A 26,582-nucleotide genomic window follows, 5' to 3' on the forward strand; every position below is an offset into this window, starting at 1 on the left:
TGGATTGCTATCTCAGTGACAAGCGATGATGCGCGTCAGCTGAAAAACCATGGCTAAATAGCGTGGCCAATGTTGCTTCTTTCGATATCTGTGCGAGCTGTTGCGTTGGGCGATAAGGGTAGCCTGTGATACCAAAACTCACTTGATAGATAGGTGACTCCGGTCTTGTCGTTGCTTTAGTCAGCAGATCGAGCCAATGGTGCTCAGGGTTTATTGCGACGCCAAAGGGCGCAGATATGTCAGTGATACGGCTGTTAAATCGCCATCCTTGCGACAGACCTTCAAACACGAGTAGAGTGCAGCCTTGCTGTTGGCACCAGTCCAGCATAATCAGTAGCTCAGGGTGTCCATCTTGGTTTAAGTCATAGGTGAGCCATTGGTAGTTCACTTCTGGCAGTGTGGTTTTGTGTACGATGAGGTAGCGACGCAAAAGCGCTTCGACTTCAGAATTTTTTTCTGCGACTGCCGTGATATCGCCACGCTGAGGCGCGTGTCGAGGTGGGGCTTGCTTTTCTGTAGTGGTATGGAGTGGGCCCGTCATTAGATCGAGGCGAATGCCGTTTGGTCCGAGGGCGTATCGCTGTTGATTGATGACCTCTTCATGGCTATTAAGTTGATAGCCTTTTCTCTTATATAGACGTTCGCTAATTTGCTGTTTATTTTCATCATGAGTCATGACGACGTGAGCGGTGTCCATACCAAAGGGTTGCCAGAACCCGTGTTCGACAATCAAGCTGTTATCAGCTGCATGATGATGGGTTGTCGTCGCGCTGTAGTCTGCATTCAGTGTTAATGTTGTTGTCAGCTGTAAATTTAAGTCTTGGCTTAAATAGTGCCCCTCCCAACTAGCGAGGGAGCTCGGCGTAGATACGCTAGCACAACCGTATTGCTGCTCGCCATTGTGTGTGTTTGTGACTGTGGCACGCCAGCCATATAGGGTGCGACTGGTCTCGGTATGACAGGACGCTTGTTGTAGGTGGATGGTGTAGTGCGAACTGAGGTAACGGCGAGTGTTGGCTTGCTGTTCGAACCCCTGCAACGCAAACGACTGATTGGGATGCCCGGTCTGATGTCGTGTTAACTGCCCCTTGCCAAGGGTAATGTGCCAGTCACCTTGATGAGCAACGATTTTGGTTGCGGGCTGAGGTTGGGCGCAACTATTCACACTGGTGTGTAACTGGTTGATATGCTCGACCACCAATTGTGCACGCGAGGTGGTTGATGGTGTCGATGCCGGGATTAAGTACCCTGTCATGTCTGCGTAGATCGGCGCAGCTAGAGAGACGGCGGACACCATCTGTTTAGCGTTAGGAGACTGGTTGAGATTAAGCTCATACCCTTGCTGTGCTCCACAAGGGATCAGAGTGTAATGGGTTTGATGGTCTAAAATCTGGCCCTGTAAATTAAATGGTTGATTGGGGTAGTAATTACTTAGATTCTGCGCTGTTGCTACGGTGTCGGAGTGAGTTGATGATGGCAACACCCACGAACTGTAGCTTACAAGGGCAAAAAAGGAGGCAAGAAGTGTTGTTTGATGAATACGCATGATTTCCCCTTTCCGCCGTATGAGATGTGCTGTGTCTGCGCGACAAGCTTAGGTTATTTGTCGGTGGAGAGTATCGCGTACCTAAAAGAGAAAACCGAGAGGTGGGCGTTGTAGGAGGTGGAGTTTGCGAGTGACTTCGAAAGTTGTGAGAGTCTTCTTGGTCAGTGTATTGCGCGTGAATACACTGACCTTGTGTAAATGATTAAGGCGTGATGTCAAATAGGTGCGTATTGAGATAATGTGCGACTGCTTCTTCACGGTTGCTGCCAATAACATCCAAGGTGGGTAGGGCTTGTTTGAGTTTGTCATGCGCCGTGCCCATGATCAGCCCTTTTCCTGCCATTTCAAGCATCTCTTTATCGTTCATGCCATCACCGAAGGCGATACAGTCTTTGAGAGTGTAGCCTTTTAGTGCCGCAACCGCGTCCAATGCCGCCCCTTTTGAGACGCCTTGGCCCATTACTTCAAGGCACCAAGGGGTAGAGAAGGCAATGCTGGCTTGATCCGTGAAGGCTGCGTTAAAACGGGATTCATATGTTGCTAAGTATTCGTGATCCGGGTAGGTAATAAATATTTTTGCAATGTCATTGGTCGGCGGGGTATTTATGTCAAATAGCTCGTAGCTAAAACCACTCTCTTTATGATAAGTACGAAGTTCTTCACTCTCTTTGCTAATCAGCCATTTATCACCTTGGTAAAGATGGATGAGCAGGTTGGGGTCGTCTTTTACCATTTCAATCAGTGACACAACGATCTCGGCATCCACATTGGCGGCGAAAATCAAATTATCGTTGGCGTCATGAACGCGAGCGCCGTTAGAGGTGATCATGTAGGCTGGGATGCCAACGTTCTCTCGGATACGTGCCACATCAAGGTGGTGACGACCAGTGGCAAAGACAAAGTGTTCACCGCGCTCATGAAGTTGGCACAAAATTTCACGGGAGTAGGGGGCGATTTCATGCTCAGGTGTGAGTAATGTGCCATCTAGATCCGATGCAATGATTTTATACATAGGCTACCTTTTTGCTACTGTGCCGAATGACACATCCAATGATGCTTCCATCATACGCTGGAAATGGGGATAAAAAAGGGTTAAATCAGTCGTTGCTTTGTTCCGCTTTTTTAAAGAAGGCAAAAATTTCATTGAGAGCCGCAGTACGAATAGGGTCGGACTCAAATAAAATTTCGTGTTTTGCATTCGCGACAGCCGTTAATTTAGCATCGAGCTGTTTAGCGACTTGTATTTGTATTTCATTGTCAACAATGGCCTCTTTGTCTGCTTGTAGAATGAGTAGAGGGGTGCCCAGTGGGGGCTTAATTTTGCGACATTGCTGAGCGGCTTTCGTGGCCTGAATCACCCATTGTCGACTTGCGCCACCCAAACGTAGCTGAGGATGAGATTGGTAGAGCTGTCTAAACCAGCGATAGCGAGTTTCACTGTGTGTGAGCACATTGTTCTCAAACGGTTTGTTGATGTAGGGGCCTTGTTTAGGGGCGAAACCGGGTTCGCCCTTCCACCAGTCGAGCAGCTGTAAGCATGGCCGAGCAATGCGCTTCATTATCGGAGAGAGAGCAATGCCATACATGGGAGCACAGAGGGCAGCACTGGTAAAGGCGTGCTGAGTCAATAATAAGGTAGCGATGGTGCCTCCCATTGAATGGGCAAGTAAATGGGAGTGTTGGTAACGTGCTGGCTTAACAATGGTGCGGAGAAAGGTGTGTGCATCATCAACAAAGTAATCAAAGCAATCAATATGGCCTAAATCTGCCTTTTCGCTTAAGCGAGGAGAGTGCCCTTGCCCGCGATGATCAAAGGTATAGACATCATAACCTTGTTGGAACAGGTCATAACAGATCTCTTGATACTTCCAACAGGTTTCAACGCGGCCATTAAGTACCACCACGACACCTTGGGCTTTGTGATGGGTAAAGCTCATCCAATAAAGAGGAAGGTTATGTTTACCCATAAAATGCCCTTCGCGCTTTTGTTGCCAAAAGGGGCGAAGTTGGTGGTTTAAAAAGTGCGGGTATGTGGATTCCCTGTCAGCAAATGCGACCATAAAAAATAGCGCTCAGTGGTTATTGACGTAATAAGAGAATAATACACGTTTTAATGGAGAGAATACGAGGGCAAGCTATCACTCTACAGGAGAGAGGTGTTTAGGGGGAAGGGTGAGCGCGCCTTATTTAACGCTTGTGGCCAGAGCGGTGTGGCTATTAGGCAAATGAAACAGAAAGCCTATGCGATAGGTGTCACATTAAGTGGTTGGAAACACAAATTTTTTGCGGAAAGAGAGGTAAACTGCCTTGTACGGCAGGCAAGGCATTTCTTGTCTTGCTTTTTGTGCTAGAGTTGCAATTGAAGTCGTATAAAAACGAGGTATCCATGTACTCTTACGTGGCGAGGCAGCCCATCTTAAACCGCCAACAGAAAACCGTAGGCTATGAACTGTTGTTTCGCGACGGTGAGAGAAATGCCTTCCCCAATGTGGATGTGGATACTGCAACTTGCCGTTTAATTGTCGAGAACTATTTTGCTGGGGGCCATAAGAGTAGCGTGCCACATGGACGTTGTTTCATTAACTTTCCTCAGCAGAGCATTGAACAATTGATCCCAACCATGCTACCCAAAGAGCAGGTTGTGATTGAAGTGCTGGAGACATGCCAACCTACCGATTCACTCTATCAAGCCATTCGCCATCTGCATCAACTTGGCTATGTGATTGCCTTGGATGATTTTGTACCGAGTTCGGACTGGTATCGCTTTTTGCCTTACGTGCATATCATTAAGCTGGATCTGTGCCAGATGTCTTTAGTTGAAGCCTGTGCATTTGTGACGGCTCATCAGGGGCGTAAGTTGAAGTTTTTAGCCGAGAAAGTTGAGACTCATCAGCAGTTTCAGCGCTGCTTGGCGGCTGGTTTTCATTTCTTCCAGGGTTATTATTTCTGCAAGCCTGAAATGGTCAAACAGAAACATATTCATGCGACACAATTAAACACGCTGCAAATTCTACAAGAGCTGTGTAAGCGCAGTGTCGATTTCAACACGATTGAGCGTTTAATCGCGAGCGATCTAACGCTGTCATATCTGTTATTGCGTTATGTTAATGCGAGTGTTCGTTATCGTGCCATAAAAGAGATCACATCGTTTAAGCAGGCGTTAATATACCTCGGAGAGGAGCGGCTTAAACAATTTGTTGGCTTAATGGCGACAGCGCACGCAGCGATTAATAAGCCAAGCGAACTCTACTTACAGTCAATTCTGCGCGCTAAAATGAGCGAAAACCTCGCTTTAGCCAAAGGGCACAAACAAATAACGCATCAAGCCTTTTTGTCAGGATTGTTTTCACGGCTCGACTGTTTACTGGATACATCGTTGGAAGAGCTCGTTGAGTTGTTGCCATTGTCGATGCCAGTGGAGCAAGCCTTGCTTAAAAAAGAGGGAGAGTTGGGAATGATGCTGGGCCTGTTAGATGCCTATGAACAAGCTGATTGGACTTCGGTGGATAACTATTGCCAGCAGTTACACATCTCTTCGCAACATGTTAGCCAGGCCTATCGTGATGCGTTGCATTGGGTGCAGGATTGTCAGCCAGTACCTTAACAGAATGATAGAAATGCACAGTAGCGCTGTGCGTGATATAAAAAAACCGGACGTCGCGTCCGGTTTTTTATTTGGCTTATCCGCCGAAGGTGTAGAAGGTGGCGGCACCTGGACCGACTGGAATGCCCAGAACAAAGACCCATACGTAGAACAGCATGCTCCAACCGACCATAAAGCAGACGGTGTACGGTAGCATGGTTGCGATCAGCGTACCGATACCTAGACGGTTAACATAACGCGTACCTACCGCCATGATTAGGCCAAAGTAGCTCATCATCGGTGTAATAAGGTTAGTGACTGAGTCGCCAATGCGGTATGCCGCTTGAATCGTTTCTGGTGCGTAGCCAACGAGCATTAGCATAGGAACGAATACGGGTGCAGTAATCGCCCATTGTGCTGACGCCGAACCTAGCGATAGGTTGATGATGCCACACATAATAATGAAGCCAAAGAACAGTGCTGGACCTGTAATGCCCATCGCTTCAAGAAAGCTTGCACCGCCCACCGCGATAATTTGACCGAAGTTTGTCCAAGCGAAGAAGGCAACGAATTGTGCCGCAAAGAAAACCAGAACAATGTACATGCCCATCGAGCTCATAGACTTAGACATTGCGTCAATAACATCACGGTCTGTCTTCATGGTGCCAACTACGCGGCCATAAACGTAGCCAGGGATAGCAAAGAACACAAAGATAAATGCAACGATACCACGTAAGAACGGTGAGCCCGCAACGGCACCAGTTTCAGGGTGACGTAGAATGCCCCACTCCGGCACAATGGTCAGTGCTAGCACAGCGGCGACCGCTAATGCAGCAACACCTGCCATTTTAAGGCCTTTGATTTCAAGAGGGGTGACTTCTGTTGCTTGGTCTAGGCTTAGATCTTCAGATGCTTCTTCTTGGTTATATTCACCCAGTTTTGGCTCAACGATTTTTTCAGTAACGTAAGTACCTGCCAGTGAAACAAAGAAGGTAGAGAACGCCATGAAGTACCAGTTTACTTCTGGACCCACCAAGTATTCAGGGTCAAGAATTTGCGCCGCTGTTTCAGTGATGCCTGACAACAGAGGGTCAACAGTACCGAGCAGGAGGTTAGCAGAGTATCCACCAGAAACCCCGGCAAACGCCGCAGCCAGACCCGCAAGTGGGTGGCGACCCAGTGAGTGGAAAATCATAGCGGCGAGTGGAATAAGTACCACATAGCCTAGCTCAGAGGCGGTGTTTGAAATAATACCAGCGAAGACAATGGTAAAGGTGACAAGGCGAGGTGAAGCGCCCATAACCAGTTTACGCATACCTGCTGACAGTAGGCCAGAGTATTCTGCAACCGCAACACCTAGCATTGCCACCAGTACGGTACCAAGAGGCGCAAAGCCTGTAAAGTTAGTCACAACACTCTGTACAATGCGTTGTAGGCCAGCGGCACTCATTAAGCTGACGACGCGAATCATGCCGTCTGCTGCACGACCGCTGGCGCCTTCAGGGCGTGGGTCGACAACCGCTAAGTCAAAATATCCAGCAACACCCGAAGCAAGAATGATGGCCACACAGAAGATGGCGAAAAGTGTAATAGGGTGTGGCAGGAGGTTTCCGAGCCATTCGACGCTGTCTAAGAAGCGAGTAAACAGATTTTTCTTCTGCTTATCGACGGAGATCGATGAAGTTGTTTGCATGTTTTGCTCCATTTTTATTTTATCCCGTCAATGGGAACTAGGTCGGGAGATTACGTCAAATTTGAAATTGTTAAAAAGATATAATTGTGTCTAAATGTGTCTGTTGTATATATTGTGTTTTGGGCTTGTAATGGGCTTGGTATGGTTTGGCTATCAAATTATAGCCAAATGGTGGGTGTAAGTGTTAAAGGCTTGGCTTTATAAGTTTATGATTTTTAAAGTGTATTTTTATTGCTCACTGAGGTCGTCGCACTTTTGAACGCAGGGTTTTTGTACTCTTTCAGTTGCGTAATATATTTTCTGCTGTTTATTAACAGGATTATAACGATTATTTTTGCAGAAAATGTGAATAGATAGCGAATGGTACTATTCGCTGGCAAGGCACTGTTGGTCAGTAGGGTGGTCGGTATATCATGCATAAAATGCTCGGAGGAAGAAAAGCAATGCAAAGAGAAAAAGTGGCTTATTTTGATTTAATGCGTGCAGTTGCTGCGATTGCCGTGGTCACAATTCATGTGCTGGGCCCTTATCGGCATCAATTGGGCATGGTTGCCGACTCCGAATGGCTCACGGCTATCGTCATTAATAGCGGCAGTCGTTGGGCAGTGCCGATGTTTATCATGATTAGTGGTGCGCTATTTTTAAGCGATACTCGCCCTTTTGATGGGGGCTATTATTTAAAGCGACGTGTCGGAAAGGTATTAGTACCTTTTTTGTGTTGGTCATTGCTTTATGCCGGATTGAGTGGCGTGACAATGACGGGATTTGATTTTGCAGAAGTGGCAGGACGCATTAAGGCTCTTCCGTATCATGAAACGTATTACCACTTAGGTTTCTTCTATTACTTTCTTCCGTTGTACCTAGTCGTGCCATTTTTACGCTACCTATGCCAAAACAAAGCCACAGTCATTGTGCCAACCATGCTGTTGCTATGGGGAGTGGCAGTGAGTGCGAATTTGTTGAAAATAGACGGCGTGTGGAGCCATGATATGCTCTTCTACAGCGGCTATCTCTTATTGGGATATTGGCTGTATCAGTCCCCTTCTGCGTCGTGGCGAACATGGGCAATGGTGGGAGGAGGGGTGATGATGGTGACAGCCGTAATGGTCATCATGCCGAGCCTAGCGTTAGGGCAATACACGGTTGGACGTTGGTTATCATATAAAACCATTAATACCGCTCTGATTGCAGCGGCCGTATTTGTCGTGTGTCAACACGGGTACGCTGGTTTATCTGCGAGCTGGAAGCGTAGAGCTAGTGAACTAAGCCGCTATAGCTTGGGCGTGTATCTATTGCATCCACTGGTACTGTGGCCAGTGAGAGAGTTTGATTTGTATTGGGGCCCTGCTTGGTTAGTGATTCCGTTTTGGACCATCGTCGCGGTTCTTTTGTCGTGGCAAGCAACACGATGGCTGGCAGGTCGTCCAGCCATCGCATGGTTGGTGCCATGAATTAGCGTTGTAAAGAGAAGTGGCAAAAACGGTTGCCCTGGTAGGTCAGCGTTCCTTTATCGCCAGGATTAACCGCATAATAGTAGTGGATACCAACTTCAAACTCGCGTTTAGGGCCGCCTTTTACCGGCTGCACATAGATCCAGAAGCGTTCGCTCTCTTCGCCGGGAAATGGGCGCTCGACTTCAATACATTGTTTATCTAGTATTTTAACTAGAATATCTTGCTCTTTTGCCCCAGAGCCAAATGAGTGTCGGTTCAGTGAGAACCATAGGTAGGCGCCGGAAAAAACAAAGAGAACAATCATGATCATAATGAAACTGACGGGCATAGATCCTCCTTTGATGCCTGAAGTGTAACGATATTTAGGGATAGACAACACGCGATAAGAAGAAAGTGTGAAGTCAGCCGAACTATGGCTACTTTTCAGTGAGGGGGCACGAATTTTATGTCATGCATGAGCTCGAAATATCAAAGATTGCCGTGAAGGGTTTGCATCTTATTGGACGCGGGGTAAAGTGAAGATGATGTACTTAGCGACTCATCAGCAACAAAGAGTAGTCTCAGGGAGGTGAGATGGCGGAAATAGATGGAGTAATCAAACGTTCAAGACGTATTGAGTCATTACTACGTCAGCATTATCACGCTGAGGGTAAGGGGCTTCACCAATTAATATCCAGTTGTGAAGAGCGCTTACCGCACGAGTTGATTCCTAAGTTACGCTATATTGCAACGATGCGTAATAAAGTGGTGCATGAAGATGGTTATCGGTTGAGCAACCGGGGAGATTTTATCCGTACATGCAAGTTGTGCGAAAAAATGTTAATGCCGCGTGGTAGCCGCTTCGTGTGGCGTTTAGCTCTCGCTTTGGTCTTTGGGCTAACTGCATCGGCGGCGCTGTTCTACTACCTCATTTGGGACAGGCTAAGCTTAGCACTGCTCTCTACTGTATCTTTGACTTTGTGTTGATCGCACAAGGCGTGCTCGCCTTATCGACGGTGGTCGTCACCGGATAAGAAGGGGATGAAATGAGTGAATGGGTTGTTTTGTATCGCGCCGCGCAACATATTGAAGCGCACATTCTGAAAGGACTACTCGAGCACAATGGCATACCTTGCCGTATTGAGGGCGAGGATCTGTCAGGCGCTGTGGGTGAGTTACCCACGGATGTGCGTGAAGTTCGCTTATTTGTACATCCACTGCAGCTGGCACGTGCACGCTTGCTAATTGAGCCGCCAATGGATAAGCCAGATTGGTACTGTACGCAGTGCGGAGAGTTAAATGAGGGGCAGTATGAACTATGCTGGCAATGTGGCCAGCCACAAAGTGAGTGAACCTTGTTTTGTATCAAACTAAATGGTGAACATGCTACGTATGATTACTGCCCTTAACATAATAGTAATGAATGTCTATAGAGGGTAACATGACTGAAAGCGTTTCTGTCCATGCTCATGCAGTGCTTGCAATGCTTAGCGAGAGTGATATTCCGTATACCGTCGCTGATTTTACTGATGAGGTGGTGCGCAATATGGGCAAAGAGGTAGTATTCCATACCTGTAAGCAACAAGACCTTTCTCTTGCTGAGTTATTGAGTTTTCTAATTTCGCGCGGAAAAGTAGTCCAAGACGGTGAGTTTATTACCGTTAATCAGGATAAAATCTGCCGTCACTAGCACACCTGTCTGCGAGTGAGCCAATCAGCATGTAACGATACAATGCTGATTGGCACCAGATCTCCACCCAGTCATGACATATGTTTATGGCGAATGTCTAATAAAGCGAAGACCCCAAAGAGCAATATTCCCCACTTCTCTCGACCGGAGAGAGAAAGCTTATCGCCAAAGGCTCCGAGAAATATCAGGGCTTGTAAGCCGTGCATCATGAATAGAAAGGCACTTAAAATATATAAGGCAATGGCAGCGTTTCCCGGAAATGGGGACAAGATATTAATCAATAGTATTAACCAAACACATCCCATCGCCAACTTGGCGGCCATTAATAGTCGTTTCATACTTCTTCCCTGTGATATAAGCGATAGCTGAGCTGTCCGGCCTGTTTCTCACGGTGTAAATGCCAAGAATCAGGAACAACGGGGTCTCCAAACTCCTTCTCTGCTTCAATATAGATGATGGCATTTGCAGTAAGCCAGCCTTTTTGCTCTAACTTTTCGATGCACGCGGGCAGTAGGTCTTGACGAAATGGCGGGTCAATAAAGACGATGTCGAAAGGCTGGGCTGGACCATCAAGGAAATTTAGTGCGTCGGTCTGGTTAACTTTTACATTATCAGCCTGTAATAGTTGGCAATTGGCACTGAGTTGATTGGCGGCGCTGCTATTAAGCTCTATCATTTCAACATGCGCCGCAAAGCGAGACAGAGCTTCAAAACTTAAACTACCACTGCCAGCAAAGAGATCGAGGCAGCGCGCTTGATGAATATCATTTGCCAGCCAATTAAACAGCGTCTCTTTTACGCGATCAGTGGTAGGACGTAAACCTTCACTGTCTTGAACAGGTAGCTTTCTACCACGCCAACGACCACTGATAATGCGTACTGAACCGGTTGGCTTGGTCGCATTTTTGCGACGGGATTGCGATGGGCGCTTTGACATAGATTTTTTTGACCGTATAGAAAGTGTTAGTATAACTCAGTTTTTGCACGTGTAAGGCGTGTACCCACTGTTAGGATATTGCCAATGGCAGAAAAAAAGAAACGCGGATTATTCTCGTGGCTTGGTTTTAACAATAATGACCCAGCTGAGCAAGAAAAACAGACTTCAATAGCGGCGGAGGTAGAACAAGAGGCAGATACAACGGCCAAGGATGTCGCTGAACCTGTTCTAGAAAGCGATAGTACTGAAAAAGATGTTGCACAACAAAATAACGATGAAGAAACTGTACTAGAAGCAGAAGCAGAAGCAGAAGCAGAAGCAGAAGCAGAAGCAGAAGCAGAAGCAGAAGCAGAAGCAGAAGCAGAAGCAGAAGCAGAAGCAGAAGCAGAAGCAGAAGCAGAAGCAGAAGCAGAAGCAGAAGTCGTTGTTGCGCATGTAGAACAAGACAAACCGCAACGCGAGGGCTTTTTTGCTCGCTTGATGAAAGGGCTGCAAAAAACCAAAGCCAACCTTGGTTTCGGCTTTTTAGGCCTATTCAAAGGCAAGCAGATCGATGATGAGCTGTTTGAGGAGCTTGAAGAGCAGTTATTGATTGCCGATGTCGGAATGGATACCACGGTTAAAATTATTGAGTCATTAACCGAGAAAGCCTCACGTCAACAGCTTAAAGATGGCGAAGCTCTCTATGGACTCTTAAAAGAAGAAATGGGTGCGATGTTGCAAGATGTCGAACAACCAATGTGTGTGGAAGCGCATAAACCTTATGTCATCTTAATGGTTGGCGTAAATGGTGTCGGGAAAACAACCACCATTGGTAAGTTAGCCAAGCAACTACAGTCTCAAGGCAAATCGGTAATGTTAGCGGCGGGAGATACTTTCCGTGCCGCAGCTGTAGAGCAACTGCAAGTCTGGGGTGAACGTAATCAAGTTCCTGTTGTGGCTCAGCACACCGGTGCTGACAGCGCGTCAGTTATTTATGATGCTGTGGAATCAGCGCGGGCGAAAGGGGTCGATGTAGTGATTGCCGATACCGCTGGTCGCTTACAAAACAAAGCTCATTTAATGGAAGAGCTGCGTAAAATTGTCCGCGTGATGAAAAAGTTGGATGACAGTGCACCGCATGAAATCATGTTAACACTGGATGCAGGTACTGGGCAGAACGCGATTAGTCAGGCCAAGCTGTTTAATGATGTAACACCATTAACGGGGATTACGTTGACCAAGCTCGACGGTACTGCCAAGGGCGGGGTCATTTTCGCAATTGCCGATCAGTTCTCTATCCCAATTCGTTATATTGGCGTGGGAGAAGGGATCGAAGATTTGCGCCCATTTAAAGCGGATGAATTTATTGAGGCGTTGTTTAGCTCGGAGGAGTAAGGCGTGATCCAGTTTCAACAAGTGAGTAAAGTATACCGTGGTGGACGGCAGGCTTTACAGAAAGTGAATTTCCATGTTCAACAGGGAGAGTTGGCGTTGCTAACCGGCCATTCTGGTGCCGGTAAAAGTACCTTGTTGAAGCTGATCTGTGCAATTGAGCGTCCCAGTGATGGGCATGTCATGTTTAATGGGCATGACATTAGTAGTTTACCTCGTTCTCAAGTGCCTTACTTACGTCGTCACTTAGGCATAATATTTCAAGATCATAAGCTTTTGATGGAAGCAACTGCGTTCGACAATGTGGCGATGCCGTTGCGGGCTGCCCATGTGAATGAGAGCGAAGTGAAGCGACGCGTGTCTGCTGCGCTGGATAAAGTGGGGTTGCTGGATAAAGCGCGCTGCTTACCGATGCAGTTATCTGGGGGGGAGCAGCAAAGGGTGGGAATCGCGCGCGCGGTGGTGAACCGCCCTTTGTTATTGCTGGCTGATGAACCCACAGGAAATTTGGATCAGGCGCTCTCACTGCAAATGATGCAACTGTTCGATGAATTTAACCGGGCAGGGGTCACGGTGTTATTGGCAACCCACGATACGGGACTAATTTCGCGCCATCAAGGACGGCATTATACGTTGCAGTCTGGCATTTTGAGTGAGGTGATACGTGGCAGTTAATTTACTTTCTCGGCATAAAAACGATGCTAAGCAAGCGTTGCGTCAGCTGCGAATTCGTCCTCTAGGTAATGTACTGACTGTTGCGGTGATAGCCTTTGCACTGACTTTGCCAAGTTGTCTGTTTGTGTTGGTGAAAAACGTGATGCAAGTACATGCCCAATTACCCCACTCATCGCAAATTTCTGTGTATATGCAAGGTGAGCCTACCGCAGCGGAAAGGGAGCGCTTATTGAAAGCGTGGACAACGTGGGAAGAAGTGAGTGGTGTCAGTTATATTTCTCCGGAGCAAGGCATCGTCGAGTTTTCAGAGTATCAAGGGTTTGCGCAGGCGCTGCCTTTGTTAGATGGAAATCCGCTTCCGGGCGTATTTGTTGTGCAGCCTGTGAGTGATGTTTTGGACGAAGTGTTGCTGCTGGCGCAGCGATTTGCAGCGGAGAACCGTGTGGCTGATGTGCGACTGGATAGTGATTGGATAGAGCGTTTTTCGGCTATTCAGCAGTTGTTGGTTGTTTTGGCAATGGTTTTCTCTGGGTTAATGTTGCTGGTGGTCTTTTTGGTCATAGGGAACAGCTTGCGCCTTCAAGTCGCGAATGAAAAAGCACGGATCCAAATCATGAAATTGGTCGGTGCCACGGATCGCGATATACTGCGTCCTTATCTCTATACTGGCGTCTGGTATGGTGTGGTTGGTGCTACAATGGCTTGGTTACTGGCGTTTGGCACCGTATTACTGGTTGAGAAAAGTGTCAATGCATTAGCCATGGTTTATGGTGCGACATTTTCTTTGCACGGGCTTGGTTTGGAAGAGTCAATGTGGCTGCTTATTAGCGCAGCATTGCTGGGTGTGATAGCGGCACAATTATCAGCTCGGCGCCATTTGCGAGAAATTGAACCTGTATAGTGTTTTTTGGTCAAAATTTTCGGTATGATGCCAAGTTCGCCTAAATACTGTTCATGTTTTATTCATACAGAATGGTTATACTGGTGTATTGAGAGAAGAGAATTGATTACGAGGTTGCAATGACACAAAAGCTGTATCCAATGGCCGTTGTCTCCGCGGATAGTCTAGACGGGTACATTTCATCAGTAAATCGTCACCCAATGCTATCTGCAGATGAAGAGCGTGAGTTGGCAGAGCGTCTGCATTATGAGGGAGATATCGAGGCTGCGAAAGGCTTGATCATGTCTCACTTGCGTTTTGTTGTGCATGTCGCCCGTGGTTATTCAGGCTATGGTTTGCCTATTGCTGATTTGATTCAGGAAGGTAACATCGGTCTGATGAAGGCAGTAAAACGCTTTAACCCTGAGGTTGGCGTGCGTCTGGTCTCTTTTGCGGTGCATTGGATTAAAGCTGAAATCCATGAATATGTGCTGCGCAATTGGCGTATCGTTAAAGTCGCGACGACAAAAGCACAACGCAAATTGTTTTTTAATTTGCGCAAAGCGAAGAAGCGTTTGGGCTGGTTTAGTCACGATGAAGTTAACATGGTCGCTGAACAACTTGGTGTAGAGACGTCAGAAGTGATGGAGATGGAAGCCCGTCTTGCTGCGCAAGATGCGACTTTTGAAGCCCCAAGTGAAGATGACGATAATGGCAGCGCATATACTGCGCCAGTTTTTTATCTGGAAGATAAAAGCTCGGATGTTGCTCAGCACTTTGAAGAAAACAACTGGGAGCGTCATGCTCATGATCGTTTGGCCAATGCATTATCTACACTGGATGAACGAAGCCAGCATATCGTGAAAGCGCGCTGGTTAGATGAAGATAAAGCAACATTGCAGGATCTTGCTGATCATTATGGTGTTTCTGCTGAACGGATCCGTCAGCTAGAAAAAAATGCCATGAAAAAATTAAAGCTAGCAGTGGGCGAGAGCCTTTAAATAGAGCGTTTTAAAAAGAAACCGGCTGAGGCCGGTTTTTTTGTGCCTTTGATCTAGGAATGATCGTTTTGAGAGTGATCCAAGAATGATCAGATCATTCAAAGAGTTGTAAACAGACCGAATGATGGGCTAAGTCGGCTTTCTACCTAGAGCGAACGTCTGTTGCGAATTAATCATTCACAGACTTATCCACAGAATTATTGGATCACCACTACATATTGTGGATCCAAGTGCTTATAACCCCTTTATCAACGCAATCCACAACTTTACCCACAAGTGGTGATAAAGTGATCAGGGTACTTGGCGAAATGTTGATTAAGTGTTAATTAAGGTACGATAGTGATATTACTTTGCGGTACACTGGAATTGATATTGGGTTGAGAGGCTATTTTATGGAACATTTTCAACAAATTAATGTTGTTGATGCTCGGCAGTTACAACAACAGTTAGGCGCCGTGTTGGTCGACATTCGAGATGCGCAGTCATTTCTCCATGCACATGCGGTATCTGCGTTTCATCTAACCAATGATACATTAGTAACTTTGATGCAAGACGTCGATTTCGACACGCCAATTATGGTGATGTGCTATCACGGAATTAGCAGCCAGGGAGCCGCGCAATACTTATTCAATCAAGGCTTTGAAGCAGTTTATAGTATCGAAGGTGGTTTTGATGCTTGGCAGCGAGAACAGTTGCCTGTTGAGAGTTTTGCTTAAGCATGTCTAGGGAGGCGGGGAACGGTATGCTGAAACTGTATGTAATGCGTCATGCACGGCAAGCACAAGCATTTATTGATTATTGTGATAGTCGTGGTTTAGCGCTTACGTTAGCGCCGGATGTGGAGGGAGCCATTGCGATTTGGGTGGTGAACGAAGATCATTGGACAGAAGCTGAGGCTGAGCTGCGTTACTTTCTACAGCACCCTTATGATGCAAAGTACCAAGCGGCGTCATGGCAAATGGCGGATAGCCGTACGGCTAAGTTCAGCTATGCGAGCCCAAACCTCATGCAGTTGTTGCAACAAGGAGCGGGGCCATTCACTTTGCTCGTCTTGCTGATGTCAGTGACGGTTTATCTGTTGTGGTGGTTAGGGTTTCAAAATGCGCTTTTTCGGTGGTTACACTTTCCTGTTGATGCCACGCAATATAGTAGTCTCTGGCGTTGGGTGACGCATGCCATTATGCATTTTTCTGTTCTTCATCTTGCGTTTAATTGCCTTTGGTGGTGGTTGCTGGGGGGAGAAATAGAGCGAAAGTTTGGGGCAAAGAAATTGATCTTATTGTTTATATGCGCATCGGTTATGTCAGGGGTGGGGCAGTTCTGGGTGAGCGGGGTCAATTTTGGTGGTTTATCTGGGGTCGTTTATGCCTTATTGGGTTATTGTTGGTGGATGGGATGGTTAGCGCCACAGCGCGGGCTTTTCTTACCTAAGCCCTATATTGGCTTTATGTTGGTGTGGCTGGTGATGGGATATGTGATGCCAATGTTCAATATTGCAAATACTGCCCATCTTGTTGGGTTAATTACTGGCTGCCTAGTGGCATTTATTGATAGTCAGCGCGGCGGTGAGGCCACGCGATAGCCTGCTATTGATAAAGGTATTTAGTAAAGAGAAGCTCAGTAATGAGCTTTTCGCCAGTCTCAATCAGCAAGAGCTGATTTACTTTATCAAGGCAAGCAAGGCGCAGCTCTTCTCTGCCGGCCAGTGATTTTATCGTTGCGGCACTTTCTTTACCAATAATGTCGATAAGGGCGTCTCTAATCAAAGGATCGTGGCGTTCGACTTTAGCGATTAGACTGGGATCAAGTACCATGAGATCAACTTGTAAACGGAGATAGCCAAGAGCACTACCTTGAGTGATATAGTTAGTTGTAATATCAGGAGAGAGCGTATAATAGGTATAATTTGGCCCTGCTGGTGTCGCACCACGGGCTTGCAATGTGGGCATGAAAAAGAGGCCTAGTAGCAAGACAAAATGTGGTATTAGTATGCGCTGTTGCATTAGCACTATCCATTTTTAAGAAAAAGCAGTTAAGATGATCGACGTTTTTCCAGTAAAGTTAATATTGGAACAACATCAGTAATCAAAAATTGAACCCGTTGAGACTTTTCGTGTTTATTGCTGCATTCATATCGAGTCTTGGCCCGGTTCATTTATGGTAATAGAATAATTAGGGTCTACCAACACTTATGTTGACAATGGTAGATAAATACATGGAAAGATGTCGAATTTAAAGCGGTTGTATAAGCCTTTATTGGAACAGGCTATGTGGTCTCCGCCGACAAAGGTAAGGATTACCTCGGAAAAATCAGCTAGCTGGCTTCTTGAGGCAACATCCCTATCTCGTCGACTTCAACTGCATTGCCAAACTTTACGCGTCGAATTAGTCGAGCAGGGTCATTTGCCTAGCGCTGCGTTAAGTCAGAGTGAGTGTGCGCTCATTGGAAAAACGCCGTGCCTAGAACGCAAGGTGGTACTCTATGGTGATGATGTGCCATGGTTGCTGGGCCGCACATTGATACCGGAAACCACGTTAACCGGGAAAGAGCGCGATGTGGCTCAATTAGGCGAAGTACCTCTCGGGGTTTGGGTTTTTAATCATAAACATGCGTGGCGGGATCGGTTGCAGCTTGCACAGGTTATCGGAGATACATCAGGGCAGCCATTGTGGGCACGACGTTCTCGGTTATGGGTGAATGATAAACCGTTACTAGTTTCGGAAGTGTTTTTAGTGGATGCACCGTTATATCAGGAGTAAGGATACGTGGAGATAGCGAAAGCACAAGCACTATGGGCATTGACTCGAATGGATCGGCCAATAGGCAGCTTGCTGCTGCTATGGCCGACATTGTGGGCCCTTTTTTTGGCGGCTGACGGGTGGCCAGACATTGATGTGGCGTTGGTTTTTATCTTGGGTGTGGTGTTGATGCGCTCTGCGGGGTGCGTGATTAATGACTTTGCTGATCGCCACGTTGATGGTCATGTTAAGCGAACCTGTCAGCGCCCGTTGCCTTCGGGAAGAGTAACGGAAAAAGAAGCCCTTGCTGTCTTTATCGTGTTAGCACTTACGGCATTCTTCTTAGTCCTAACCATGAACCGACTAACGGTACAGCTCTCTTTTGTTGGTATCGCTTTGGCATCGATTTACCCTTTCATGAAACGTTACACTCACTTTCCTCAAGTGATACTAGGTATGGCGTTTGGTTGGTCCATTCCTATGGCGTTTGCCGCCCAATTGGGATATATACCTCTTCAGGCGTGGTTGTTATTTGTCGCCAATGTGCTTTGGACGGTAGCGTACGATACTCAATATGCCATGGTCGATAGGGATGACGATATTAAGATTGGCGTTAAGTCGACCGCCGTTTTGTTTGGGCGCTATGATAAACGCATGGTGGCGATATTGCAGTTACTGGCGCTGGGTGGGTTAGTGTGGCTGGGTTATTGGTCGAACATGAACGTGCCCTTTTATGTTGGGCTATTAGCAGCCAGTGCGTTGTTTGTTTATCAGCAATATTTAATGAAGCACCGACAGCGAGATAAGTGCTTTCAAGCATTTCTTAATAATAATTATGTTGGAATGGTGGTTTTTATCGGCGTGTTACTCAGCATTGTTCTTTAAGTTGTAGGGGCCGCGTGGCCCCTTGTGATTAAAAGAGTCGATTGATCCCATTTAGTGCCGCGACCCGATAAGCCTCCGCCATGGTCGGATAGTTAAATGTAGTGTTGATGAAATAATCGATATTATTTCCGTTGCCATCTTGTTCCATAATGGCTTGGCCAATATGAATAATTTCTGCTGCCCGCTCCCCGAAACAATGAATCCCCAGAATTTGGCGGGTATCGCGATGAAAGAGAATTTTTAAACTGCCAACATCCATGCCCGCGATTTGTGCTCGAGCTAAGTGTTTGAACTGTGCCCGTCCAACTTCGTAGGGTACTTTTTCTGCGGTTAGCTCTTGTTCGGTTTTACCGACGGAGCTAATTTCAGGAATGGTGTAAATGCCGGTAGGAATATGATCAATTAATTGGCCACTTTCGCCACGGCTGATGGCTTGCGCGACATGACGACCTTGGTCGTAGGCTGCGCTGGCTAAGCTGGGATAACCAATGACATCACCCACGGCATAGATATGAGGAATTTCTGTTTGGTAGAGGGCATTTTTGAGTAATTGCCCACGACTATCGGGGATCAATCCAATCGCTTCTAGATTTAACGCATCAGTATTACCAGTGCGTCCATTGGCATACAGAAGGCAGTCAGCACGCATTTTCTTTCCTGACTGTAAGTGAACGACAACGCCATCCTCGGTACTCTCAATTTTTTTATACGCCTCATCATTTCTAATCATTACGCCACTATCAGATAGGTGGTATGACAGTGAATCACTGATCTCATTATCTAAAAATGACAGTAAGCGATCTCGTGTGTTGATTAAGTCAACTTTCACACCTAACCCTCTAAATATCGATGCATATTCACTGCCGATAACCCCTGCACCATAGATAATAATATGGCGTGGATCGTGTTTTAAACGCAGAATAGAGTCGGAGTCATAAATACGTGAATGGCTGAAATCAACGTCCTGAGGGTGGTAGGGACGAGAACCCGTTGCAATGACAAATTTGTCAGCGCTGTACAGCTCTTCAGAGCCGTCAGGTTTTTTAACCGCGATGGTGTGGGAGGTCGTGAAGTAAGCTTCGCCAAATATCAGTGTGCAGTGGTTACGGTCGTAAAAACCTTGGCGCATTTTGGTCTGCTTATCGACGACACTTCGAGCATGATCGAGAATTTGGCTAAATGTGCAGTGTAAGTTTGGTTGATTCTTTGAATATAGTGGGTTGTGATTGTATTCGATGATCCGGCTAACGGCATGACGAAGTGCTTTGGATGGAATGGTGCCCCAATGCGTGCACCCACCCCCAACACTCACTTCTCGCTCGATAATGGCGACACGATAGCCTTCTTTGGTCAGCCCCATCGCTGCGCCTTCTCCACCGGGGCCGCTGCCGATCACAATAGCATCGAAATGATTATTTTGTTTATTCTTCATTGGTGGGCTTTCCTTAGCATTGACGCAACATATTTGGTACCTTATTGTAAACTTTCTTTTGGATAGGTAAATTTTGTTTATAGAATTGCAAGCGGAGGATCACGGAACTTATTCGTTTTTTACTTTTTGCAGTGAACAAGCTTTGTACCTGATTCTTTAATGAAAATTGCGTATAGTGATGGTTATTGTGATAGAGAGTGATATGAATCGGCATGGGAATTCGAGCACAGCAAAAAGAGAAGACACGTCGCAACCTTATTGATGCAGCATTTAATCAGCTTAGTGCTGAACGCAGTTTTTCTAATTTGAGTTTACGTGAGGTAGCAAGAGAGGGCGGTATTGCTCCCACCTCTTTCTATCGTCACTTTAAAGATATGGACGAGCTTGGGTTAACAATGGTCGATGAGGGCGGGCTACTGTTAAGGCAACTAATGCGCCAAGCTCGGCAACGTATCGCTACGGAAGGCAGTGTTATTCGAACATCTGTAGATACGTTTATGGAGTTCTTAGAAAGCAGTCCTAACGTATTTCGCTTGTTGTTACGAGAGCGTTCTGGCACATCGCCTGCTTTTCGGGCTGCCGTTGTGCGGGAAATTCACCACTTTGTTGCTGAGCTCACCGAATATTTGGAAGCGAAAACAGCAATTAGTTATGAAGAAGCTTATGCACAGGCTGAAGCTTCTGTGACGATGGTTTTCAGTGCCGGCGCTGAGGCACTAGATTTAGATCCGGTGCAACGTGCAGAGCTGGCAGAGCGTTTAGTTATGCAGTTGCGTATGATTGCAACGGGCGCGTATTGGTATCGAAAAGAGCGTGAGCGTCAAGCGTTGAAGCGGAGCTCGCCAAACTAATAAAAGGGAAGGGTTAACAATGAGCGGCACACAATTAAGTTCACACCGTAGTATTTTGCTTTTTTCATTTCTTGTTGGCTTAGCGGCCAATGCCAGTATAACTGGGTTGATAAACAGTATTGTGCCGTTTACTGTTTTTAGTTGGTTGACGCTGGGGCTTGCGCTGTACTGCTTGTATACCCTTTACAGCAAAGTGCAGCGGGGAACGGAGAGCCAAATGTTAGCCATGTGTTTGGTGGGCATTTTTGGTTATACCGTAGGATTGAGAACGATCTATCCTGAATTGGGCTCTAACTTTTTTGCTTTGATGTTAACGCTAGGTTTGCTCTTTTGGCTTAGCCACCGCTCTGGTGTTTGGCTTCGAGAACCTAAGTCGTAAAGAAAAAATGGGCCAATGGCCCATTTTTTTATTGTTGTTTGCGCTCAAGAAACACACCCGCTTCCATGTGGTGCGTGTATGGAAACTGATCAAACAAGGCAAATCGAGTTATGTGATGGGTTTGGCTTAGGATTGCTAGGTTGTCCTTCAGCGTCTCAGGATTGCAAGAGATGTACATGATATTGTCATACCCTTGAACCATTTTACATGTCTCTTCATCCATACCCGAGCGTGGTGGGTCGACAAAGATGGTATTGCAATTGTATGTCTTTAAATCGACATTCGCAGCCTGCAGGCGACGAAACTCTCGCTTGCCGTTCATCGCATCGGTAAAGTCTTCGGCAGACATGCGAATGATTTGCACGTTGTCTATCTGATTGGCAGCAATGTTGTATTGCGCTGCCTCAACGGATGGTTTCGCTAATTCTGTTGCGAGCACACGGTCAAAATTTTGCGCCAAGGCAAGGGAAAAGTTACCGTTGCCACAGTAGAGCTCGAGCAGATCTCCTTCGCTATCTCGCGTCGCATCAATTGCCCACTCCAGCATTTTCTGCGCAACCTCACCGTTTGGTTGCGTAAAGCTGTTTTCAACTTGCTTGTAGGTTAGAGTTTTGTCGAAAGCGGTTAGCTTCTCAATGACAAACTCCTGATCTAGTACAATTTTTTGCTTTCTTGCCCGGCCAATGATGTTGAGGTTAAATCCTTCATTATTAAGGCGTTGTTTGAGCGCTTTAGCATCATTCGTCCACGCGTCATCAAGTTGACGATGGTAAAGCAGTGAAATAAGTATTTCGCCGCTCAAGGTCGATAGAAAATCGACTTGGAATAATTTATGGCGAAGGCTTTGGCTTGACTTGACGGCATCGATGAGCAATGGCATTAAGTCGTTGATCAGTCGACTAGCTTGTGGGAATTGATCGACACGATACTTCTGTTTGGTCTTCTGATCGAACATGATGTAGTAGAGGTCATCACCCTCATGCCATACCCGAAACTCAGCACGCATACGGTAGTGCTGGGCGGGAGAGGAATATACATCCAGCGTCGGTGTATCAAAATCGGCAAACATCGCGTCGAGGCGAACAGCCTTGTCATCGAGTTGATTTTGATACTGGCTGATATCAATCTGAGTGTTGCTCATACAGCGAGACCTACTTCTTCACAAAAAGGAGCGCAAATTGTATGAAGCTAAGTGGTTTTGTCCAGTCTTTTTGCTGACTTTTTCACCATCAACAAATCTGTATGGTGGCGGAAGGGGAGTAAGCGTATTTAGAGAATAAATGTTGATAAGAGTAAGAAGTAGAAATGAACTTTAGAAAACCAAGGAATATTAAAGAGCTATGCTATCCGTTTGTGTACGAAGCGGAGATGACGTGTGACTATGAAATTCATGTGGATGAGCTATGTAGTCAGGTAGGGCTGGTTTTAGCCTATTTGCCAGAATCATTCGCTGAAATAAGAGATGACCTAAATAAGTTACAAGAGCTGATATATCACTTGAATGGTTCAGTTCGTGGCAAAAATGGCATATTTGAAGAGGATATTGTTTGGTTAATTGCCCGTTACGACGATTATAATCAGCGCACCAAGGGGCGAATCACCCGCTTTGTATTGCCACAGGGGCCAATGCCTGTCCCTGCTCTGCACCTGTGTCGCACCCATGCAAAGAAAACCGTTCGTTTACTGCATCGCCTAGATGAGTCTGGAATTCACTTTGAACCGACACTGCCACGTTTTGCAAATGTTCTCGCAAATTTCTTTTTTGTGTTAACGGTGTACATAAAGATGGAACTAAACGTCGAAGAGCGGGAGTATGTCAGTATAAATTACTAGCCCTCACTGTGTTAATAACTAAGTGATTTGTATATAATTGCGTCGCTTAAATCTCAGCTGGGAATCCGGTGAAAATCCGGAACTGACGCGCAACGGTGATAGGAAGGAAAAGCTGCGGAACTCAAATTAAAATCATTGGGCGAATTTTGCCTCTTTGATGAATGAGTCGTGGTTGTTTTTATTTTCTTAAGTCCGGATATCAGCTGGTTCACAATATGGTATCAGGATTTCCTGACATCATTCGATTCACGCGTTTATGGATCTAATATGTCTAAAACAATATGGGTAGCCGGATTGCTGCCAATGGCTGCGCTTGCGCAGCAACCCTCTTCTACTATCTCTTCTGATGAAACAATGGTGGTTACCGCCTCTCGTTTTGAACAGTCAATAGATAACGTCATTGCACCTGTTTCAGTGGTTACAAAGCAGGATATTGAACAGTCACAAGCCAAAACGTTAACGGATGTGTTGCGTCGCCTCCCTGGCGTTGAAGTTTCCGTTGATGGTGGTATTGGTCAACGAGCATCACTTTTCTTACGCGGCACGAATTCTAATCATACTCTGGTGTTGATCGATGGCGTTCGTATGAATGATTCGATTACGAGTGGTACTAACCTTAATCGAATCCCTATTACTCAGATTGAGCGTGTGGAATTGATTCGTGGAGCTGGGGCTGCAATGTATGGATCTGATGCGATTGGTGGTGTGTTAAATATCATTACTCGCTCTCAGCGTGGCAGTGAAAGCCGCTCTATTTCGTTAGGTGGTGGTAGTAATGCCTATGCAGAGGCCAGTTTTTCTTCAACAACAGATGTATCGGACAACGGCCACTTAAAAGTGGCGGCAGGCTTTCAACAAACCGATGGCTTTAATGTTAACCCACAACCTGGCTTGAACGATGATGACCGGCATGGCTTTGAAGGCAGCCAAGGGATGATTAATTATGAGCACCAACTTTCTGAGCAGTGGACAGCGTTTAGTTCATTGCGTTGGTTTGACAACACGGCTCAGTATAATCATTGCAAAACTTATGATGATTTTTGGGTTGATTGTATTGAAACAGTCATCGCTGACAATGATAGCCAATCGTTGAATATTGCTGGCCGTGCAGAGTATCAATCGGACAAGTATCGTACGTCGATACTCGCAAGCTATCAGCGTAGCGAGAATGTCGATACGTATAATGGTGGTGCCGTGACTGTCTCGCATCTTGATGTTGAACAAACCAATCTGCAGTGGATTAATCAATACCAAGTCAACTCAAATGTGATCATCAATGGTGGTGTTGACTGGCGAAGAGAGGTGTTAGGTGATGACGCTTTGAGTTGGGGGGGGCCTCATAGTGCCGCAGGTGAAAAGCGTGATGTCACCGGTATCTATGGCGCTACAACTTATACGCTTGCTGCGCTAACCGTCCAAGCGAGTGCACGAGTTGACCAGCATGATGAGTACGATACGTATAATACATGGTCATTAGGGGCGGCCTATCAGTTAAATGCGGCTCATCAAGTGACCGCGTCTATTGGTACCGCTTTCAAAGCGCCGTCATTTACGTCATTGGCGAGCAATCCTGATCTCAAACCAGAAGAGTCACTGAACAAAGAGATTGGTGTGACGGGCTACTATCCGCTATTTGACTGGTCGCTAGCACTTTACGACAATAAAGTAGACAACCTACAGATTTATTATGTTGACCAATGGACACCACACAACCTTGATGCGCGTATTAAGGGTGCGGAGTTGGGGGTTAACTTCAATACCGGTATTGTTCGTCATGCCGTGAATGCTGAATATAAAAAACATGAAGATACAAAGGGTGTACAACTTGCCCGTCGTGCTAGAGATAACTATAAGTGGTTAAGTGAGGTATCTCTGGGGGAATTAGACCTATCATTATCATATGTTTATACTGGTTCTCGTTCGAATTTGCCGACCGATGATCTCAGTCAACTTACAACCTTGTCGAGCTATGGCTTATGGGATTTGGGAGCGGCATATTGGGCAACGCCTGCCTTAGTTATTCGTGGACGAGTCGATAATTTAACGAATGAAAAGTACGAAACCTCAGGAGGCTATCCTTCTCCAGAGCGTGCTTATTACTTATCGATAGATTATCAATTTTAAAATGAACCGCCTGCGGGCGGTTTTTTTGACCCTTTCATCTTTTATTCACTGAGCTTATCATAGCGCCCTATTTGATCCTTGAAGGTGTTGTTCCGTGAAGATCGTTATCTTTGACTCTGGTGTCGGAGGCTTGTCCATATTCCATGAAGTATACAAACGCTTACCAGAAGCAGAGTATATCTATGTGTTCGATAATGAAGCTTATCCTTATGGTGAACTAGATGATGCAATCTTAATATCTAGAACAACGACGATTGTATCCACGTTGGTTGAACAGTATTCAGCTAATATTGTGGTCATCGCGTGCAATACCGCAAGTACGATAGTATTGCCCGTATTGCGTTCTATGCTGACGATTCCTGTTGTTGGCGTTGTTCCTGCCATAAAGCCAGCTGCTCAGCAAAGTGTAAAACGTAAAGTGGGCTTACTGGCTACGCCTGCGACAATAGGACGGCCCTATATTGATGCACTGATTAAAGATTACGCCATGGACTGTGATGTGATTCGGTATGGCTCGACGACACTGGTTCAAATGGCGGAAGATAAACTGAGAGGGCGAGCAATTGACAAGGCAGTATTAAAGGACATATTAGCCCCTTTTGCTGGCGTTGATCAGTTAGTGCTTGGTTGTACTCATTTTCCATTGCTCAAAGAGGAAATCGTTCGGGTACTAGGCGATTCAGTGACAACAGCAGATTCGGGTAAAGCGATTGCTTTGCGAGTTGAGACGTTATTGAAAGGAAGAAAAAAGCCAATCAGCAAAAAGAGAGGATTGGCTTTTTGTACTCGTTTAGACGCCTCAGCAAAAGAGCTTGAGGCGTATTTTAATTTAAACGGATTTGCGGGACTTCAACCACTAAATGCCGCTATTCTTCTTGATGCTTAGGCTCATTAGCCTCTCTGACTTTTAGCTTTCTTCCTTCAAAGTCGGATTCGTTTAACGTCTGAATGGTATGGTCTGCACTAGCATTGCTAACGACAACGAATCCAAACCCTCTTCGTTTTCCTGTGCGTTTGTCTTTCATGAGTCGAACGGCGTAGACTTCTCCATGCTGTTCAAACAGTGCTTTTACGTCACTCTCATTGGCGCGATATGGAAGATTTCCAACATATAAGGTACGACTACTAGCATTGGAATCGTTCTCTAATGGGGGAACAACTTTAGGTATCGTCTTGTTGTTAAATGAAATAAACAACCCTGAGGCAATTGCACCTAAGGAGAAGGCTAACCAACCGGACAGTGCCAAACCTGAGAAAAACAATAAGGCAGCGCCAATAACAGCAGTGAGAGCTGAAGTAATAAGATAAGATGATTTCATAGATTCAATTACGTTTAGTTATATGAACACAAAGTAACGGCCTTAACTGCTCCGCTACATTTATCTTACGTATATTATTGATTAATTTCCAATCGGTAGTCGTTTTGTGTGTATAAATCGCAAAATTGACGGTGATATCGGCACCTTGGTGCTTAATTGGTCAAACGAGTAAGTTATTTAAATAAAAAGGTTGCCAGCAGTAAATTGA

At 46.0% G+C, this 26,582-nt stretch carries 29 protein-coding genes and 1 riboswitch; of the genes, 18 read left to right on the forward strand and 11 right to left on the reverse strand.

Features of this window, described 5'->3' with window-relative positions:
- Positions 1–7 precede the first annotated feature (7 nt).
- The 3 genes from ACKLNH_RS15035 to ACKLNH_RS15045 form a co-directional block, all read right to left on the reverse strand.
- Complete coding sequence (locus ACKLNH_RS15035) at positions 8–1,546, reverse strand: hypothetical protein (protein ID WP_413113076.1); 1,539 nt, start codon at positions 1,544–1,546, stop codon at positions 8–10.
- Between the two features lie 202 nt (positions 1,547–1,748).
- Positions 1,749–2,558 carry a Cof-type HAD-IIB family hydrolase gene (locus ACKLNH_RS15040; protein ID WP_413113077.1) on the reverse strand — a complete coding sequence of 270 codons (810 nt, stop codon included), beginning with the start codon at positions 2,556–2,558 and terminating at the stop codon, positions 1,749–1,751.
- An 85-nt stretch (positions 2,559–2,643) separates the two neighbouring features.
- Entirely contained in the window at positions 2,644–3,513 is an 870-nt protein-coding gene (locus tag ACKLNH_RS15045; RefSeq protein WP_413113078.1) for an alpha/beta fold hydrolase, read from the reverse strand.
- A 419-nt stretch (positions 3,514–3,932) separates the two neighbouring features.
- On the opposite strand from ACKLNH_RS15045, the gene ACKLNH_RS15050 reads away from it, so the two are divergent.
- Positions 3,933–5,150, forward strand: coding sequence for an EAL and HDOD domain-containing protein (locus tag ACKLNH_RS15050; RefSeq protein ID WP_413113079.1), 1,218 nt, complete (start codon positions 3,933–3,935; stop codon positions 5,148–5,150).
- A gap of 76 nt (positions 5,151–5,226) precedes the next feature.
- Here the strand turns inward: ACKLNH_RS15050 and ACKLNH_RS15055 are convergent, their stop codons facing one another.
- Complete coding sequence (locus ACKLNH_RS15055) at positions 5,227–6,822, reverse strand: AbgT family transporter (RefSeq protein ID WP_413113080.1); 1,596 nt, start codon at positions 6,820–6,822, stop codon at positions 5,227–5,229.
- Between the two features lie 413 nt (positions 6,823–7,235).
- On the opposite strand from ACKLNH_RS15055, the gene ACKLNH_RS15060 reads away from it, so the two are divergent.
- On the forward strand, positions 7,236–8,273 hold the full coding sequence (locus ACKLNH_RS15060) for an acyltransferase (RefSeq protein WP_413113081.1): 1,038 nt from the start codon (positions 7,236–7,238) through the stop codon (positions 8,271–8,273).
- 1 nt (position 8,274) lies between these two features.
- On the opposite strand, the gene ACKLNH_RS15065 is transcribed toward ACKLNH_RS15060, so the two are convergent.
- The gene (locus tag ACKLNH_RS15065) at positions 8,275–8,604 is read right to left on the reverse strand and encodes a DUF2500 domain-containing protein (RefSeq protein WP_413113082.1); all 330 of its coding nucleotides are present in this window, start codon (positions 8,602–8,604) and stop codon (positions 8,275–8,277) included.
- Positions 8,605–8,849: 245 nt separating this feature from the next.
- Here ACKLNH_RS15065 and ACKLNH_RS15070 point away from each other — a divergent pair, with 245 nt between their 5' ends.
- The 3 genes from ACKLNH_RS15070 (at position 8,850) to ACKLNH_RS15080 (ending at position 9,945) form a co-directional block, all read left to right on the forward strand.
- Positions 8,850–9,242, forward strand: coding sequence for a DUF4145 domain-containing protein (locus ACKLNH_RS15070; RefSeq protein WP_413113083.1), 393 nt, complete (start codon positions 8,850–8,852; stop codon positions 9,240–9,242).
- 59 nt (positions 9,243–9,301) lie between these two features.
- Complete coding sequence (locus ACKLNH_RS15075) at positions 9,302–9,607, forward strand: putative signal transducing protein (RefSeq protein WP_413113084.1); 306 nt, start codon at positions 9,302–9,304, stop codon at positions 9,605–9,607.
- 89 nt (positions 9,608–9,696) lie between these two features.
- Positions 9,697–9,945, forward strand: a complete 249-nt coding sequence (locus ACKLNH_RS15080; RefSeq protein ID WP_413113085.1) for a YecH family metal-binding protein — start codon at positions 9,697–9,699, stop codon at positions 9,943–9,945.
- Positions 9,946–10,016: 71 nt separating this feature from the next.
- Here the strand turns inward: ACKLNH_RS15080 and ACKLNH_RS15085 are convergent, their stop codons facing one another.
- Both ACKLNH_RS15085 and rsmD read right to left on the reverse strand, forming a co-directional pair.
- Entirely contained in the window at positions 10,017–10,283 is a 267-nt protein-coding gene (locus ACKLNH_RS15085) for a DUF1145 domain-containing protein (protein ID WP_413113086.1), read from the reverse strand.
- On the reverse strand, positions 10,280–10,882 hold the full coding sequence (rsmD, locus tag ACKLNH_RS15090) for a 16S rRNA (guanine(966)-N(2))-methyltransferase RsmD (RefSeq protein WP_413113087.1): 603 nt from the start codon (positions 10,880–10,882) through the stop codon (positions 10,280–10,282). The genes ACKLNH_RS15085 and rsmD overlap by 4 nt, the downstream gene beginning before the upstream one ends.
- 84 nt (positions 10,883–10,966) lie before the next feature.
- Here rsmD and ftsY point away from each other — a divergent pair, with 84 nt between their 5' ends.
- From ftsY to glpG, 6 genes are all read left to right on the forward strand, one after another.
- Positions 10,967–12,259 (forward strand): signal recognition particle-docking protein FtsY, encoded by a 1,293-nt coding sequence (ftsY, locus tag ACKLNH_RS15095; protein ID WP_413113088.1) that lies wholly within the window; start codon positions 10,967–10,969, stop codon positions 12,257–12,259.
- 3 nt (positions 12,260–12,262) lie between these two features.
- A complete protein-coding gene (gene ftsE, locus ACKLNH_RS15100; RefSeq protein WP_413113089.1) occupies positions 12,263–12,931 on the forward strand; it encodes a cell division ATP-binding protein FtsE in 669 nt (222 codons plus the stop codon).
- Positions 12,921–13,832: a permease-like cell division protein FtsX gene (ftsX, locus tag ACKLNH_RS15105; RefSeq protein ID WP_413113090.1), complete on the forward strand. Its 912-nt coding sequence runs from the start codon at positions 12,921–12,923 to the stop codon at positions 13,830–13,832. The genes ftsE and ftsX overlap by 11 nt, the downstream gene beginning before the upstream one ends.
- 119 nt (positions 13,833–13,951) lie before the next feature.
- Positions 13,952–14,812, forward strand: coding sequence for an RNA polymerase sigma factor RpoH (gene rpoH / locus ACKLNH_RS15110; protein ID WP_413113091.1), 861 nt, complete (start codon positions 13,952–13,954; stop codon positions 14,810–14,812).
- A 392-nt stretch (positions 14,813–15,204) separates the two neighbouring features.
- On the forward strand, positions 15,205–15,528 hold the full coding sequence (glpE, locus tag ACKLNH_RS15115) for a thiosulfate sulfurtransferase GlpE (RefSeq protein ID WP_413113092.1): 324 nt from the start codon (positions 15,205–15,207) through the stop codon (positions 15,526–15,528).
- A 26-nt stretch (positions 15,529–15,554) separates the two neighbouring features.
- Positions 15,555–16,394 (forward strand): rhomboid family intramembrane serine protease GlpG, encoded by an 840-nt coding sequence (gene glpG, locus ACKLNH_RS15120; RefSeq protein WP_413113093.1) that lies wholly within the window; start codon positions 15,555–15,557, stop codon positions 16,392–16,394.
- A 4-nt stretch (positions 16,395–16,398) separates the two neighbouring features.
- Here the strand turns inward: glpG and ACKLNH_RS15125 are convergent, their stop codons facing one another.
- Complete coding sequence (locus tag ACKLNH_RS15125) at positions 16,399–16,815, reverse strand: flagellar basal body-associated protein FliL (RefSeq protein WP_413113094.1); 417 nt, start codon at positions 16,813–16,815, stop codon at positions 16,399–16,401.
- A gap of 220 nt (positions 16,816–17,035) precedes the next feature.
- Here ACKLNH_RS15125 and ACKLNH_RS15130 point away from each other — a divergent pair, with 220 nt between their 5' ends.
- A complete protein-coding gene (locus ACKLNH_RS15130; protein ID WP_413113095.1) occupies positions 17,036–17,572 on the forward strand; it encodes a chorismate lyase in 537 nt (178 codons plus the stop codon).
- Positions 17,573–17,578: 6 nt separating this feature from the next.
- Positions 17,579–18,436 carry a 4-hydroxybenzoate octaprenyltransferase gene (gene ubiA, locus ACKLNH_RS15135; protein ID WP_413113096.1) on the forward strand — a complete coding sequence of 286 codons (858 nt, stop codon included), beginning with the start codon at positions 17,579–17,581 and terminating at the stop codon, positions 18,434–18,436.
- A gap of 28 nt (positions 18,437–18,464) precedes the next feature.
- Here ubiA and sthA read toward each other — a convergent pair whose 3' ends face one another.
- A complete protein-coding gene (gene sthA / locus ACKLNH_RS15140; protein ID WP_413113097.1) occupies positions 18,465–19,868 on the reverse strand; it encodes a Si-specific NAD(P)(+) transhydrogenase in 1,404 nt (467 codons plus the stop codon).
- A gap of 212 nt (positions 19,869–20,080) precedes the next feature.
- On the opposite strand from sthA, the gene fabR reads away from it, so the two are divergent.
- Complete coding sequence (fabR, locus tag ACKLNH_RS15145; protein ID WP_413113098.1) at positions 20,081–20,719, forward strand: HTH-type transcriptional repressor FabR; 639 nt, start codon at positions 20,081–20,083, stop codon at positions 20,717–20,719.
- Between the two features lie 19 nt (positions 20,720–20,738).
- Complete coding sequence (locus ACKLNH_RS15150) at positions 20,739–21,098, forward strand: DUF1422 family protein (RefSeq protein ID WP_413113099.1); 360 nt, start codon at positions 20,739–20,741, stop codon at positions 21,096–21,098.
- Positions 21,099–21,126: 28 nt separating this feature from the next.
- On the opposite strand, the gene trmA is transcribed toward ACKLNH_RS15150, so the two are convergent.
- Positions 21,127–22,239 (reverse strand): tRNA (uridine(54)-C5)-methyltransferase TrmA, encoded by a 1,113-nt coding sequence (trmA, locus tag ACKLNH_RS15155; protein WP_413113100.1) that lies wholly within the window; start codon positions 22,237–22,239, stop codon positions 21,127–21,129.
- Between the two features lie 164 nt (positions 22,240–22,403).
- On the opposite strand from trmA, the gene ACKLNH_RS15160 reads away from it, so the two are divergent.
- The 3 genes from ACKLNH_RS15160 to murI all read left to right on the forward strand — a co-directional run bounded on the left by ACKLNH_RS15160 (position 22,404) and on the right by murI (position 25,941).
- Positions 22,404–22,931, forward strand: coding sequence for an ATP--cob(I)alamin adenosyltransferase (locus ACKLNH_RS15160; RefSeq protein WP_413113101.1), 528 nt, complete (start codon positions 22,404–22,406; stop codon positions 22,929–22,931).
- A gap of 3 nt (positions 22,932–22,934) precedes the next feature.
- Positions 22,935–23,152: riboswitch (cobalamin riboswitch) on the forward strand.
- Positions 23,153–23,198: 46 nt separating this feature from the next.
- Positions 23,199–25,055 carry a TonB-dependent receptor domain-containing protein gene (locus ACKLNH_RS15165; protein WP_413113102.1) on the forward strand — a complete coding sequence of 619 codons (1,857 nt, stop codon included), beginning with the start codon at positions 23,199–23,201 and terminating at the stop codon, positions 25,053–25,055.
- A gap of 94 nt (positions 25,056–25,149) precedes the next feature.
- Positions 25,150–25,941 carry a glutamate racemase gene (gene murI / locus ACKLNH_RS15170; protein WP_413113103.1) on the forward strand — a complete coding sequence of 264 codons (792 nt, stop codon included), beginning with the start codon at positions 25,150–25,152 and terminating at the stop codon, positions 25,939–25,941.
- Here murI and ACKLNH_RS15175 read toward each other — a convergent pair.
- Positions 25,922–26,374 (reverse strand): RNA recognition motif domain-containing protein, encoded by a 453-nt coding sequence (locus ACKLNH_RS15175; RefSeq protein ID WP_413113104.1) that lies wholly within the window; start codon positions 26,372–26,374, stop codon positions 25,922–25,924. The two genes, murI and ACKLNH_RS15175, sit on opposite strands and share 20 nt — an antisense overlap.
- Positions 26,375–26,582 lie beyond the last annotated feature (208 nt).

This window comes from Thaumasiovibrio clandestinus, assembly GCF_047250365.1.
Lineage (GTDB): Bacteria > Pseudomonadota > Gammaproteobacteria > Enterobacterales > Vibrionaceae > Thaumasiovibrio.

What these genes read in the sequence shown, in the direction of transcription:
- ACKLNH_RS15160 (WP_413113101.1), top strand. Translation starts at nt 22,404, where the DNA reads ATGAACTTTAGAAAACCAAGGAATATTAAAGAGCTATGCTATCCGTTT.
- ftsY (WP_413113088.1), top strand. Translation starts at nt 10,967, where the DNA reads ATGGCAGAAAAAAAGAAACGCGGATTATTCTCGTGGCTTGGTTTTAAC.
- trmA (WP_413113100.1), bottom strand. Translation starts at nt 22,239, where the DNA reads ATGAGCAACACTCAGATTGATATCAGCCAGTATCAAAATCAACTCGAT.
- ACKLNH_RS15085 (WP_413113086.1), bottom strand. Translation starts at nt 10,283, where the DNA reads ATGAAACGACTATTAATGGCCGCCAAGTTGGCGATGGGATGTGTTTGG.
- rsmD (WP_413113087.1), bottom strand. Translation starts at nt 10,882, where the DNA reads ATGTCAAAGCGCCCATCGCAATCCCGTCGCAAAAATGCGACCAAGCCA.
- ACKLNH_RS15130 (WP_413113095.1), top strand. Translation starts at nt 17,036, where the DNA reads ATGTCGAATTTAAAGCGGTTGTATAAGCCTTTATTGGAACAGGCTATG.
- ACKLNH_RS15065 (WP_413113082.1), bottom strand. Translation starts at nt 8,604, where the DNA reads ATGCCCGTCAGTTTCATTATGATCATGATTGTTCTCTTTGTTTTTTCC.
- ACKLNH_RS15055 (WP_413113080.1), bottom strand. Translation starts at nt 6,822, where the DNA reads ATGCAAACAACTTCATCGATCTCCGTCGATAAGCAGAAGAAAAATCTG.
- ACKLNH_RS15075 (WP_413113084.1), top strand. Translation starts at nt 9,302, where the DNA reads ATGAGTGAATGGGTTGTTTTGTATCGCGCCGCGCAACATATTGAAGCG.
- ACKLNH_RS15165 (WP_413113102.1), top strand. Translation starts at nt 23,199, where the DNA reads ATGTCTAAAACAATATGGGTAGCCGGATTGCTGCCAATGGCTGCGCTT.
- ACKLNH_RS15125 (WP_413113094.1), bottom strand. Translation starts at nt 16,815, where the DNA reads ATGCAACAGCGCATACTAATACCACATTTTGTCTTGCTACTAGGCCTC.
- ACKLNH_RS15050 (WP_413113079.1), top strand. Translation starts at nt 3,933, where the DNA reads ATGTACTCTTACGTGGCGAGGCAGCCCATCTTAAACCGCCAACAGAAA.
- rpoH (WP_413113091.1), top strand. Translation starts at nt 13,952, where the DNA reads ATGACACAAAAGCTGTATCCAATGGCCGTTGTCTCCGCGGATAGTCTA.
- ACKLNH_RS15045 (WP_413113078.1), bottom strand. Translation starts at nt 3,513, where the DNA reads ATGGGTAAACATAACCTTCCTCTTTATTGGATGAGCTTTACCCATCAC.
- ACKLNH_RS15175 (WP_413113104.1), bottom strand. Translation starts at nt 26,374, where the DNA reads ATGAAATCATCTTATCTTATTACTTCAGCTCTCACTGCTGTTATTGGC.
- sthA (WP_413113097.1), bottom strand. Translation starts at nt 19,868, where the DNA reads ATGAAGAATAAACAAAATAATCATTTCGATGCTATTGTGATCGGCAGC.
- ACKLNH_RS15080 (WP_413113085.1), top strand. Translation starts at nt 9,697, where the DNA reads ATGACTGAAAGCGTTTCTGTCCATGCTCATGCAGTGCTTGCAATGCTT.
- ACKLNH_RS15070 (WP_413113083.1), top strand. Translation starts at nt 8,850, where the DNA reads ATGGCGGAAATAGATGGAGTAATCAAACGTTCAAGACGTATTGAGTCA.
- glpE (WP_413113092.1), top strand. Translation starts at nt 15,205, where the DNA reads ATGGAACATTTTCAACAAATTAATGTTGTTGATGCTCGGCAGTTACAA.
- fabR (WP_413113098.1), top strand. Translation starts at nt 20,081, where the DNA reads ATGGGAATTCGAGCACAGCAAAAAGAGAAGACACGTCGCAACCTTATT.
- ACKLNH_RS15040 (WP_413113077.1), bottom strand. Translation starts at nt 2,558, where the DNA reads ATGTATAAAATCATTGCATCGGATCTAGATGGCACATTACTCACACCT.
- ACKLNH_RS15150 (WP_413113099.1), top strand. Translation starts at nt 20,739, where the DNA reads ATGAGCGGCACACAATTAAGTTCACACCGTAGTATTTTGCTTTTTTCA.
- glpG (WP_413113093.1), top strand. Translation starts at nt 15,555, where the DNA reads ATGCTGAAACTGTATGTAATGCGTCATGCACGGCAAGCACAAGCATTT.
- ACKLNH_RS15060 (WP_413113081.1), top strand. Translation starts at nt 7,236, where the DNA reads ATGCATAAAATGCTCGGAGGAAGAAAAGCAATGCAAAGAGAAAAAGTG.
- ACKLNH_RS15035 (WP_413113076.1), bottom strand. Translation starts at nt 1,546, where the DNA reads ATGCGTATTCATCAAACAACACTTCTTGCCTCCTTTTTTGCCCTTGTA.